The 12,613-nt window shown below is 64.2% G+C and carries 9 protein-coding genes; 6 read left to right on the top strand and 3 right to left on the bottom strand.

The annotated features are described in order from the left end of the window. The coding region (locus tag FV220_RS12995) for a marine proteobacterial sortase target protein (protein WP_147831843.1) at nt 1-2,006 on the bottom strand (2,006 nt) is incomplete at its 3' end. A 1,065-nt stretch (nt 2,007-3,071) separates the two neighbouring features. Between FV220_RS12995 and FV220_RS12990 the strand changes: the two genes are divergently transcribed. The 3 genes from FV220_RS12990 (at nt 3,072) to FV220_RS12980 (ending at nt 6,265) form a co-directional block, all read left to right on the top strand. Then, a complete protein-coding gene (locus FV220_RS12990; RefSeq protein WP_210245948.1) occupies nt 3,072-5,216 on the top strand; it encodes a hypothetical protein in 2,145 nt (714 codons plus the stop codon). A gap of 172 nt (nt 5,217-5,388) precedes the next feature. Beyond that, nucleotides 5,389-5,691 (top strand): hypothetical protein, encoded by a 303-nt coding sequence (locus FV220_RS12985; RefSeq protein WP_147831839.1) that lies wholly within the window; start codon nt 5,389-5,391, stop codon nt 5,689-5,691. Nucleotides 5,692-5,833: 142 nt separating this feature from the next. Further along, complete coding sequence (locus tag FV220_RS12980; protein WP_238254156.1) at nt 5,834-6,265, top strand: transposase; 432 nt, start codon at nt 5,834-5,836, stop codon at nt 6,263-6,265. 247 nt (nt 6,266-6,512) lie between these two features. Here the strand turns inward: FV220_RS12980 and FV220_RS12975 are convergent, their stop codons facing one another. Beyond that, complete coding sequence (locus FV220_RS12975; RefSeq protein WP_147831837.1) at nt 6,513-7,400, bottom strand: transporter; 888 nt, start codon at nt 7,398-7,400, stop codon at nt 6,513-6,515. A 326-nt stretch (nt 7,401-7,726) separates the two neighbouring features. Continuing rightward, nucleotides 7,727-8,611, bottom strand: a complete 885-nt coding sequence (locus FV220_RS12970; protein ID WP_147831836.1) for an AraC family transcriptional regulator — start codon at nt 8,609-8,611, stop codon at nt 7,727-7,729. Between the two features lie 207 nt (nt 8,612-8,818). On the opposite strand from FV220_RS12970, the gene FV220_RS12965 reads away from it, so the two are divergent. Genes FV220_RS12965 through FV220_RS12955 form a run of 3 tightly spaced genes read left to right on the top strand, consistent with a single transcriptional unit; the run spans nt 8,819 to nt 12,612 of the window. Beyond that, nucleotides 8,819-10,945: a molybdopterin-dependent oxidoreductase gene (locus FV220_RS12965; RefSeq protein WP_147831834.1), complete on the top strand. Its 2,127-nt coding sequence runs from the start codon at nt 8,819-8,821 to the stop codon at nt 10,943-10,945. 45 nt (nt 10,946-10,990) lie between these two features. Continuing rightward, nucleotides 10,991-11,296, top strand: coding sequence for a ferredoxin family protein (locus tag FV220_RS12960; protein ID WP_147831847.1), 306 nt, complete (start codon nt 10,991-10,993; stop codon nt 11,294-11,296). After that, nucleotides 11,293-12,612, top strand: a complete 1,320-nt coding sequence (locus FV220_RS12955; protein ID WP_147831832.1) for an FAD-dependent oxidoreductase — start codon at nt 11,293-11,295, stop codon at nt 12,610-12,612. Before FV220_RS12960 ends, FV220_RS12955 begins: the two co-directional genes overlap by 4 nt. Nucleotide 12,613: the final 1 nt, after the last annotated feature.

Below are 12,613 nucleotides of genomic sequence, written 5' to 3'. Positions count from 1 at the left end.
GCGCGGCGCTCCCGCGGCGGCTGCGCGGCGCGCTCACCGAAGACTTTCGCGAAGTCCCAGCCCGCCGGCAGGTTCAGGGGCAGTTCGGTCGCCACGAGGGGAGCACCGGTCGGCCGGCGCGGGGTCGCGTCGACCGCGACGAGGCTCGTCAGACGGGTCATCAGCTTGTGCGCCAGGGCGAGCTGCAGGATCGTGGCATCGGCCTGGTTCGGCATCACGCGCCCGGTGACGCGGGCGGTTTCGGCCTCGGCGATCTTGGAGCGTGCCCAGACCTTCGAGATGCCCGTCCCCTCGGCCGCGTCGGCCAGGGACACGCTGGTCCGCCACGGCGCTTCGCCGATGCGGCCCGTCAGAGTCAGCGTGCCCGTCGGGTCGGCGATCTCGGCGGCGAGCACCACCGGCTCACCACGGTAGAGGTCGGGCAGCGGATTCGGGGTGATGTCACCGCCATTCGACAGCGTCGCGGCAAGGTCGGTGACGGCGGGGTTCTCCAGCTTGGCATAGAGGCTGCGGGTGCGCTCGGCGACCTGATCGACGGTGTGGATCGCGGTGTAGCTGCCCCGGCCGATCTCGGCGGCGTGACGCATCAGGTGCCCGTTCGGAGCCGAGCCGATACCGACCATGAACAGCCGACTCCGGCCGAGCCCGTCATGGATCGCGGCGAAGATCCGGTTCTCGTCGCCGATGGCGCCATCCGTGAGGAAGACGATCTGGCGGACGCGGCTCCGATCCTCCGGATGGTTGTCGGCGAGGGCCGCACGGAGCGGGGCGAGCATCTCGGTGCCGCCGCTCGCTTCCAGTCCGGCGACGAAGCTCTCGGCCGCCCGCAGATTCTCGGGATTCGCCGGGACCGGCTCCGGAAACAGCTGGCTCATGCTGTCGTCGAAGCGGATGACGGTGAACCGATCGCTCGGCGTGAGCCGGGCGAGGCCGGCGAGCAGCCCGGCCTTCGCCTGCCGCATCGATGCGCCGGACATCGAGCCCGAATTGTCGATGACGAAGACCACGTCACGGGGCTGGCGCTGCACCGCGTTCGCGTCCGGCGGGGTGACGGTGGCCAGGAGGTAGGTGCGCCCGGCCACCGTCTCCCGGAACAATCCGAGGCGCGGCTCCATGCTCGGCACGGGTTCCCAGGTGAGTTCGAAATCGCGGTCGGCGGGGACGACGCCGTCGGCCAGGGTCACGCGCCGGGAATCCGGGCCGGTCTCGTCGACATGGAGCGGGTGGGTGGCGCTTCTCAGCGTGCCGAGCGGAAAGCCGGCCTGGAGCCGCACCGTGATACCGACGGGATTGACCGGGGCGGCCAGGGAGGGGTCGAGAACGGGCGCGGTGATCCGATCGCGATCGGGCACCGGGTCGGAACCGGTCTCATCGCGCGCCGAGACGAGATCCACTGCGGGCGGGGCCGGGTTGTAGCGAGGAGCCACCACCAGGGGCAGGCGCAGGGAGCGGGTGCCCCCGGATATGGCCACCGTCTGCTGGTACTCGATCTGCACCAGCACGGTCTCGCCCGGTCCGATATTGGCGACGGAGTTGGTGAAGACGTTCGGCCGCTCCTGCTCGGTCAGGGCCGCGCTCTGTCCGGCCGCCTTGGCCGCCTCATAGATGCGCTTGGCCGCCGCGCGTTCGCGGATCTCGGCGACGATCACCTTGTCGCCGATCACGAGCTTCATCGTATCGACCGCCGAATCTTCCGGCAGCGGGTAGAGGTAGGTGCCTTCCACCCAGGACCCGGTGGTGTTGCGGAAGGCCTGTGTCACCACCGTGCGGGCGGTCGGGCCGCTGACGGTGACGCTGAAATCGGTGCTGAGACGCGGCGCCTCGACCGGCGAGGCGGCACCCGGCCCACGCAGAACCAGGCTGCCGCTCGACGGTGCCGGCAGGGCACTGGCCGAGCAGATCGAGATGAGCAGCGCGAGAAGCGCCAGAAAGAGCGGCGAGACGGGCCGGGCTATTCCGGCGCCTTCCGGCAGGCGGAACCGCGTGGTGACGAGTGAGGGCAGCATGGGTCTGATCTCCGGGCTCCCGGCTCGATGGCCGGCTCGTTTCGAAGAATCACCTGCGCATCGAAGCTTCGCCATGGGACGCTTCGGCCAGTCTCGGGCCGCACCCGGACGATTGAGCCCGGCGCAGGCGGATCTGTCCGGTTTGTGTCCGGTCCCGTGCGGACAACGCGGTTCCGCTCCGCCTTCGGGAAGCGCCGAACCTCGCTGCAGTCGGCCGTGTTGCGGAGGGGTGGTCATCCGCGATTGCCGGGCAGGGTCGAGTTGCGACAGCCAACTCCAAACCCGTGAGATCCCCGCCGGCCTTCGAGTTCTGACTTGGGGCCGGTGAGCATGCCGCGCGGCGGGACGCGACCGCTCCGTTTCGGCAGGCCGGCCTCGCGATAGTAGAGTTCACCGTTGTCCAGCGATAGAGAGCGTCTCCCCGACCGACCTTGTGGCTCTGACCCGTTTTATGCCGCCTCCATTCCCGTCTTTAAGAAGACCTGGCGTCTCCCGCAGGCCCATACTCCTGCGCTCGGACCAGGCAACATCTTCGAGAAGAGCCCCGCTCCAACCTGTTTTGTAAAACAGGAGCGGATCGAAACTTTCGAATGCGCTCGCAGCACATCACAAATTAATCAAATTCGTCAAATAATGAGTCTTGCTGTTTATTGCAGTATAATTTGAAATTATGCAAAATAATCGAACTAAAAATTATTAACCAGTCATTTGTTCGAACAATAGGCCGTGTGGACATCATTTAACCGCGAATGTGTCTTTTATAGACTTTTGTGTTTAGCCTTTTTATCCATAAATCGGGCGGCAGGAACGCTTGAGACAGTGGAAAGGCTAGAACAGCCAGGGTCTGAAGAAGATCAGATCCGCACATGAAACAGACAATCCAAGATATTGGCCGGCGCTTCGAAGCAGTCTTTCCGCAACGCTGCCAGCCGCGGCGGCCACCGACACGGGCCATCGGCAGAAACCTGCTCAAATGCTCAAATTATAACATTCAAAAATAAAGCATAAACGCCGCCTGTCCCGCTCTTCGTCTATGTAGTTTTCTCGTTGTTTGGAGACCAGCCTGTGTCGTTGAAGTCCTTGCTGCGATGCGCAGTCTTTACACTTGCGTCGGTATGCACCGCGCTTCCAACGGTCGTCCAGGCTGAGGACGGTCCTTTCGCGGTCACTACGGGGTCGTACCGTTTCGCCGGTCGGGACGAGCCGCTCGTCGCCACCGACCGCAAGGTCGATCTCTGGGCCGAGGTCTACAGGCCCACGAAATTGTCCGGTGGACCGCTCCCGGTCGCGGTATTTCTCCACGGCAACCACGGCACTTGCGGCAAATTCGACAAGGAACTCCAGGTCCGTGTCGATTCCGGGGCTACCTATACGGATACGGGCAAGTGCGGGGCGGGCGAGGTCGTGGTGCCGAACCATCTTGGCTACGAGTACCTGGCCAAGCAACTCGCCTCGTGGGGGTACATCGTCGTCTCCATCAACGCGAACCGCGGCATCACTGCTGGTATTGGTGACGAGGGGGATTGGGGACTCAACTTGATGCGCGGCCGGCTCATCTTGCGTCATCTGGCGCTCTTGTCCGACTGGAACAGTGGGGTCGGCAAGATCCCGGTGCCGGAGACGCTCAAGTTCAAGCCGCTCGGAACGATGGATCTGTCGCAGGTCGGCCTGATGGGGCACAGCCGCGGTGGCGAGGGGGCCCGCGCGGCGATCCAGCAGTTTCGCGACGCGGCCAGTCCCTACCCGGCTCTGATCCGTGGCCTATCGATCAAGTCGGTCTTCGAGATCGGCCCTGTCGATGGTCAGACTGACCGTGTCCTCGACGCAGACGGGGTCAACAGCATGATCCTGCTGCCCGCCTGTGACGGTGACGTTCTGAACCTCCAGGGCTTGAAGGTCTTCGACCGCACCTTCCTGAGCAGGAAGCCGGACGCGTCGAAGACGTTCCACGGCACCGTCTATGTTTGGGGCGCCAACCATAACGCCTACAACACCGAATGGCAGACGTCGGATTCACCGGGCTGTTCCGGCACCGACGCCCTCTTTCAGCCGGCCGGTCGCTCCAAGCCGCAGCAACTGACGGCTGTTCAGACCTTGATCCCCTTCTTCCGCGCCACGGTCGGCGCCAAGGCGGACCCGTCGCTGGCAGCGCAGTTCGACCCGGCCAACTCACTGCCGTCGCCCCTCCTCGACATTACCAATGTCGATCGAGGTTACCTGCCGGCACCGGTGGGCGACGCTGTGCAGAAACTCGAGACGTTCTCACAGCAGACCGGCAAGAGCGACACCGGCATCCCCACCACGTCCAGAGGTGTTGAGGTGGTGCACCAGCGTCCTGGCAGTACCGAGTGGTGGTTCGAGCACGAGCCGGAAGCCCGGGTCGCGACCGTGTCGTGGACCGCAAATTCCAATCTGAGTAAGATGTTTCAGGTGAATTTCAGCCCAGCCAAGGACATGTCGGCGTTCAAGACCCTCTCGTTCCGCACCACGTTGCGCTGCTTCGGCGAGATCTGCGACTTCCCCGCTTCGGCCGACGGAGAGTTTGCTTACGGCGTGCGGCTTCTCGACGGCAACGGCCAGGCCTCGAGGACATATCTCACCAGCCGGGACGTGCGCATCAGCCGGCCGGTCGGAATGTCGGATACTCTTCACCCGATTCTGTACACCGTCCAGGTTCCGCTGTCGGCTCTGAGTGGGGTAGACCTGAGTCAGATCACGGCGCTACGCTTTACCTTCCATGACCAAAAGATCGGTACCGTGGATATTGGCGACGTGATGCTGTTGAAATCCGATCCGGCGCCTGCACAGGCCATTGCCCAGAGCTCGGCAAAGAGCCCTACGGCTTGGATGGCCGCCGCCAAAGTTCAGGCGATCTCCATGCCTCCGCACGATCCCGCGGCCGACGCCAACACCATGACGATCGTGCGCAAGCCCTCTTCCGCTCGGGCGACCTCCGCAGGGGCATCGCGCAGTGCACCGATGGTCGACATCGTGGTCACTTCGAAGCGGCCATTTCCTTTTACCAACGCCTTTCCCCGGTTCAAGGTGGGTAACAAGACCATCCCCGGCGGCACGATCGGGCCTGACGGCAAGACGATGACGATCAGCATCCCCGAGGCGACATTCAACGAGCTTCCGACCGGTGCTGACGTCTCGCTCTCTCTCCTGGCAAGTGCTCCCCCTTGGAAGTTCGGGCCGCTTAAAAAGTAGGTCGTCAGATATTTCTTAACTGAGGACAAAATCGAGGGCATTCACAATGTGGTATTGTGAATGCCCTCGATTTAATGCTGTGCAGACTTGAGAAAAATTCTAGGTTATCAAAATTATATACCCGCAAGACTGAATGGTGGCCTGCAGGTTTGCTTGCCTTGTTGCGAGAACCTTGCCGGTTTTGAGTCGCACCAACCCGGCCACCGACGCGGTGGTCCGCCTCGCCGATATGGGCGTCGAGCCCTACCTCATCGCCGCGAGCCTGCGCGGCGTCCTCGTCCGGTGCCTGTGCGAGCGGTGCCGCCGGCCGGCTCCCGAGCGCACCGCCGAGGTGCGCGACCTGTGCCGCGCCCGCGGCCTGACCGCGCCGGAAGGGACCGACTATCACCGCGCGGTGGGGTGCCCCACCTGCGGCGGCAGCGGCTTCCACGGCCGCGCGCGCCGACCTCCTCGCCGAGTCCTGGTCCGCAGTTGAGCGTTACTTTCCGCCCGAGGCGGTACTGCGGCGCAGCCTCGAGCTTCCGGCCACGGCGCGCCTCTATCTCGGCCCGATCCTGGCGCACCGCCTGGAACGCCTGACGCCGTGACGCCCCGACCGGATCCTGTACGGTTACCGCGTGGTCCACGAGGAGGCCGAGACGATCGGCGTCGAGTTCGCGGCCGTCCCGAACCACATCGCCGCCGGCCGTCGATCCGCCATCGAGGCCCTCGGCCTCGGCCTGACCGCGCTGGTGCCATCCGAGCGTGCCTGCCGCCAGCAGGGTCGTCGGCACAAGCCCCTGCTCGAGGTCGGTCGCCAACTCGCCCTGCAGGCGCGCCGCTGGGTGCCGGGGCGCGACCTCGTGCCGGTGGGCGACGGCGGCTTCTCGGCCCTCAGGTTCCTCGACGCGATGCGCCGCAGCCACGTCACCGCCATCACCCGCCTGCGGCTCGACGCGGCCCTCTACGATCCTGCCCCGCCGCGGCCGCCCGGCACAATCGGACGGCCACGCACGAAAGGCGTGCGCCGGCCCACGCTCGCCCAGACCCTAAAGCTGCTTAGTGGATAATACTATGCTCTGCAGGGGGCGCGCTTACGTCTTTCGAATATTTTCCGCCGGATCAACGCTACCTGGCAGAATATGCGCTTGATGGATTTGCTAAAAACCAACGTCCAGAAAGACAATATCGGCGACGTAGCCGATATTGTGTCGGTCTTGCCGCCGATGGATGCTGCGGCATGAGCAATCTTTTTCGCCGAAGCGACGATTTTTCATAGCTAAGTTGAATGTCTGCCGTTCTGTTATGGCTAAATTTTTACGGGAAAATCTTTGCAATCCGCAGCTGGAGGAATGTCGACTGCTTTGTCCCATTTTCGACAATGAAGTCCTGGCCAATCATCGCCTGGATTTGAAGGGTCGGCTCAGGAAAATAGGCGACCGCGAGACGGCCATATTGGGTCGCCTGTGAATTTCGCAGTGACGTCTGCTCGAAGGACTGGTTGCCACCGATCTTGCCGCCGAGGCCGCCGCCGACTTCCAAGGCAGGATTGATCTTGTATCGCAGATAGGCCTGCAATTCGAATTGAGGGTCCTGCGAGAGCCGACCGATGCCGCCGAGGTTGTAGCGTGTGTTGTCCGAGTAAAAGGCGACATCGCCGATCAGGTCGAGCGACCAAACCGGATTGAAGTGCTTGACGTAGGCCGCTTGAATGACCCCCTGCCAGCGATTGGTTCCAAAATTCAGCGCCTTGTTCTCGTCATACGTCCCCGTCGGGGCGATGAGATAAGGTGTGATGGCGAAGACATCGTTGAATTCGGTATTGAGTTTGAACTTGAAGGCGGTGGCCATGATGAGATCGCCCACGCCGCCCGGCGATCCAAGGGGTGACAGCACGCCGCCGGTCGAGATCGCCCCAACCGGGAGGAGGAATTGCGGGTCGACCGTCACGCCCGGGGCGATTTCATAAACATGCAACAGACGGATGATGCCAACATTCGTCTCGAGCTTCGCATCTGATGTCGTTTTGGCACCCCGCGCGTAGGCTTCGTCTCCACGGCCATGCTGATAATACAGCAATCCGATTGTCGCCCCGGAGGGGAACTGTTCGTAATCGCCGGGATTCGCTTCGAGCGCCTCGACACTAAAGTTCATGCATGCGGATAGAGCAGCCGAAATCAGGCTCAGGCCAAATCTTGATTTCATGAGAGACCCCTCGACCCCAGATCAAATGTCGGGGTTTTCTTCAGGGTCAGCATCCGGATTTTCTGCCTGCGGTCTTTATCCGCAACCATCTTTCGTTGTTCGATTCCTGCTGAAGCCGGCCGGGCGAGGGGGAACAGGCGTTCGCAACGATTTGATCGTCTCGATCCATCCGAAGGGATGGCCGGCCGACGGGAACTCGTCCAGGCTCCGTGTCATGGCCGGGGCAGTAAGAAGAGCGCTCAATCGATCCTCTGATCTGCAGTCGTCTTGCGGACCACATCCATTTCCAGAGGCTGGAGACGTCTCTTCGGAGCAAACCGCAGCGACTATTTCTGCGCGGAGGCCCGCATCTGGGCTGGGGTCACGCCCATCGCCTTACGAAAGGCGCGCGTAAAATTCGCTTGTGACGAGAAGCCGATCGCCGCTGCGATCTCGGAGATCGGTGTATCCTCGGTCATGAGCTGATGCTTGGCGCGTTCGAGCCTGCGGCCACTCACATACTCGTATGGGGTCCGTCCCGTCGCCGCGCGGAAACTGCGGGTGAAATGCGCCACGCTCATGCAGGCGGCCGATGCCAGATCGGCGACAGCAAAGTCCTCGAAGAGGTGAGCGGTGATGTAATTCTCGACCCGTTCCAGGCGTCGTCGATCGAGGGGCTTGTCGCCGCTCTCCGGGATGCGGATGGTCGCGGCCGAATAGCGATGCACGAGATGGGCCGCCAGCGCGATTCCCAGTGTTTCGATGAGAAGACGCCCGGCTGCGGTTTCGTGCTCCATTTCATCGAGGACGCGAGAGGCAACGTATTCGATGAAAGGATCCTGCGGGATCACATCGTAGCGCAATTCACACCGGGCTGGGTCTATGTCGAGATCCCGCAGCATCGTCTGCTCGAATGGGTGAGCCGGCATGAACATATGCAGGCAGTCGACCATCGGATCGGCGATATTGATATAGTTTTCCTCGATCCCGGCCGGGCAAAGCCAAATCGTGCCGCGATGGCCGTGAGTCTTTTGACGCCGTCCGTCCCCGACGCGTTCGACGAAGGTGCGACCGCCCAACTGGACGGCAATTTCAGTGTCGCGTGGGGTGAGGGACGGGAGCTCGCCGGGCATGTGGCTCCAGCGTTCGGCGTGCAGAGTCGACCAGCGCAAATCGTTGGAGGTGTCGAGCAACCGGCCTGTCACGTACTTGTCGACCGAATGGCCCAGCATGGCTCCCTCTCTCGCGTCAGCGCTTGGAATCGCTCCAACCGGTGCACAAACCGCGCCATTGAGCCTGAGGTCTGGAAAGACCACCCGTTCCGCCGGGCTGAGGACCGCAGTCGGGGAATACGAAGGCGCAGGTCCCGATAATGCCCGCGGCCTCGTTTATTGGCACGCTCTCCTCCTGTTCCAGAGTTACTCAACCGGAGAGTGGATATGGCTCGCGAAGTCGTCATCGGCGCATGCCCGCACGATTGCCCCGATACCTGCTCGATCCTCACGACGGTGGAGGAGGGCAAGGCGATCGCTGTCCGGGGCAACCCGGATCATCCCTTCACCAAGGGGCGCCTCTGCGTGAAGGTCAACGATTACCAGAACCGGGTTTATAGCGACCAGCGCGTGCTCTATCCGCTGAAGCGCGTCGGTCCAAAGGGAAGCGGCCAGTTCGCGCGCATCACCTGGGACGAGGCTCTGGACGAGATCGCGGGCCGTTGGAAGGCCATCATCGCCGAGAGCGGCGCCAAGGCGATCCTACCCTACAGCTATCTCGGCACCCAGGGCATCATCAACGGCCTCAACGTCGGCGATCCCCTCTTCAACAAGCTCGGCGCCACCGTTTGCGAGCGTACCTTCTGCGATTCGGGGGCCTGTACCGCCTACATGATGACGATCGGGCATACGCCGGGGGTGGACCCCGAGAGTTTCGTCCACTCCAAATACATCATCCTGTGGGCCTGCAACACGCTCAGCACCAACTCGCACCACTGGCCGTTCATCGAGCAGGCCAAGCGCAACGGCGCCAAGCTCGTCGTCATCGATCCCGTCCGCACCCGCACGGCGCGGCTCGCCGATTGGCACATCCCGATCCGGCCCGGCACCGATGGCGCCCTGGCGATGGCGATGATGCACATCATCATCAAGGAAGGGCTCACGGACCGCGATTACATCGACAAACACACGATCGGGTTCGACGAGCTCGCCGTGCGGTGTGAAGCCTACACGCCGGAATTCGCCTCGGCCGAGACCGGTATCCCGGTCGAGGACATCCTGAAGCTCACCCGCGAATACGCCACGACGCCAGCGGCCGTGGTGCGGATCGGCGTGGCGGTCGAGCGCCATGCGGGCGGCGGCCAGACCGTCCGGGCGATCGCCTGCCTTCCGGCGCTGGTCGGCGCCTGGAAGCATGTCGGCGGCGGCCTGCTCCAATTGCCGATCTGGGCCTTCCCCGTGAATTGGGCCGGCCTGATGCGGCCGGATCTCCAGCCGGAATCGATGCGGGTCGTCAATTCCTGGCGCCTCGGCCCGGCTCTCACCGACGAGATGCCCCTCGATCCGCCGATCCGCGCGCTGTTCGTCTACAACGCAAACCCGATGGCGATGGTCTCGCAGCAGCAGACGATCGAGCGCGGTCTCGCACGCGAGGACCTGTTCACGGTGGTCAGCGAGCATTTCCTCACCGACACCGCGCGCTACGCCGATATCGTGCTGCCTGCCACGACCCAGCTCGAGCAGGAGGACATCATGTTCTCCTGGGGGCACCTGTATCTGTCCTACAACAACCAGGCCATCGCCCCACTCGGCGAAGCTGTGCCCAACACCGAACTGTTCCGCCGACTCGCCAAGGCGCTCGGGATCGACGATCCGTTCTTCTTCCGGTCGGACGACGAGATGATCGAAGCCTCGATGGATTGGTCGAGCCCGGTCCTCGCCGGGATCACGCTCGATGAGCTGAAACAGAAGGGCTACATGCGTCTGACGATGGACGCGGCCGATTCCTGGGCGCCCCATCGCGATGGCAACTTCCCGACCGCCTCCGGCAAGTGCGAGTTCAAGTCGAGTCTGTCCGAAGGCGGAAACTTCGTAGTGCCGTTGTTCCGCCAGGGCTATGGCGGCGATCAGGCGGGTGAGCCGGTCGATCCGCTGCCGCACTATCTGCCACCGAACGAGAGCCGCCGCACCGCGCCGGCGCTGGCCGAGCGCTTCCCCCTCAGCCTGATCTCGCCGAAAAGCCACGCGTTCATGAACTCGAACTACGGCAACCTTCCGGCTCAGGTGGCGCAGGCGGGCGAGCAGCAGGCGGTGCTCCTGCACCCGGAGGATGCCGCGCCCCGTGGCATCGGCGCGGGAACGCCGATCCGCGTGTTCAACGAACGGGGCGCCTTCGAGGCCTTCGCCACCCTGTCGGCCGACGTGATGCGCGGGGTGGTCGTTGCCCCGGCGGGCTTCTGGCAGCGCTCCAACCAGCGCGGGCCGACCGTCCACGCCCTGACGCCCCCGGCCTTCGCCGATCTCGGCCGTGCCCCGACCTTCTCGGACATGCTCGTGGACGTAGCCGCCGCCTGACGACCCTCTCAGCCTCCCGTCAATGCCAGAGTGAGTAAGACGTCCATGGCTTATGTCGTCACCGATGCGTGTCGAGGGTGTCGTTACACCGAATGCGTCACTGTCTGCCCCGTCGAATGCTTTCATCTCGACGAGCAGATGACCTACATCGACCCTGAGAACTGCATCGATTGCGGCGGGTGCGCGCCGATCTGCCCGGTCGGCGCGATTCACCCGTCCTGGCAGATGCCGGCGGGCAAGTCCGATTGGGTCGAGATCAATCGCCTGCGGGCGGCCGAGACCCCGGTGATCGCCGCCAAGATTCCGCCGTTGCCCGGCGCCGACGAGCAGGCAAGGCGGCTGGTCTCATGAGTGCGCTCGTTCGCATCGCAGTGGTCGGAAGCGGTCCTGCCGGCTTCTACGCGACCGAGGCGCTCCTGCGCTCCGGCGTGCCGGTGGCAGTGGACATGTTCGAGCGCCTGCCCGCTCCGTTCGGGCTGGTCAGGTTCGGCGTCGCGCCGGACCACCCGAAGTTGAAGCAGGTGACCACGGTGTTCGACCGGATCGCCGGCCTCCCCGGCTTCCGCTTCATCGGCGGGGTCGAGGTCGGGGCCGATGTCAGCGTGGCCGAACTCAGCGCCTGCTATCATGCCGTCATCCTGGCGAACGGCGCCTCCCTGGACCGGCGAATGGGCATTCCCGGCGAGGACCTGACCGGCAGCCATCAAGCGGGCGCGTTCATCGGCTGGTACAACGGTCATCCCGACGCGGCCCACTTGAGCTTCGATCTCTCGGCGGAGCGGGCGGTGGTGATCGGACACGGCAACGTGGCGCTCGACGTGGCCCGCATCCTCCTCAAGACCGCTGACGAGTTGCGCCATACCGATATCGCGGCCCATGCGCTGAACGCCTTGGCGGAGAGCCGGATCCGGGAGGTTCAGATCGTCGGGCGCGGCGGAGTCGAGCGCGCACGCTTCTCCCCCAAGGAACTCGGTGAGTTCGGCGATCTGCTCGATTGCGAAACGGGGCTCGACCCCGATGATCTGCCCGAGGGCATTCCGGAGCCGTCGATCGACGCCGGCGTGGAGGCACGCGCCGTCGCTCCGATCCTGCGTGGTTTCGCCGACGCACAGGGCGGTACGGGCAAGCGGCGGCGTTGTCTGATCCGTTTCGGGCTGGAGCCCGTCCGCCTGGCAGGCAAGGACCACGTGCAAAGCCTGCAGCTGCGCCGGCCCGGCTCGGACAGAACGATCGACCTCGATTGCGGCCTCGTCATCTCCAGCATCGGGCGCCGGACCGCGCCGGTGCCGGGCGTCCCCTACGATGCGCGGGCGGGCATTCACGCCAATCTCGGTGGGCGGATTCAGGCGGAGGGCGTGCCGGTGCCCGGTCTCTACACCTGCGGCTGGAGCAAGCGCGGCCCCCACGGCACGATCGGGACGAATCGCGCCTGTGGCGTGGAGACGGCCACGGCCTTGCTCGCCGACCTCGCGTCTCTGCCGGCTCCGATCGGGAGCGCGGATGCCCTGGTGGCCAGCCTCGCGAAGCGGACCGGGCACACCCTCGATTATGCCGCCTGGCGCCGGATCGAAGCCGCCGAAGCCGCCCGTGGCCGAGCGGCTGGAAAACCCCGCGAGAAGTTCGTGACGCGCGCAGAGATGCTCGCGGTCGCGGGCGTGGCGGCTTGAG

The organism is Methylobacterium sp. WL19, from assembly GCF_008040005.1.
Taxonomy (GTDB): Bacteria; Pseudomonadota; Alphaproteobacteria; order Rhizobiales; family Beijerinckiaceae; genus Methylobacterium; species Methylobacterium bullatum.
The sequence above is the reverse complement of the archived record's forward strand: the minus strand, read 5'-3'. Positions and strand labels throughout refer to the sequence as shown.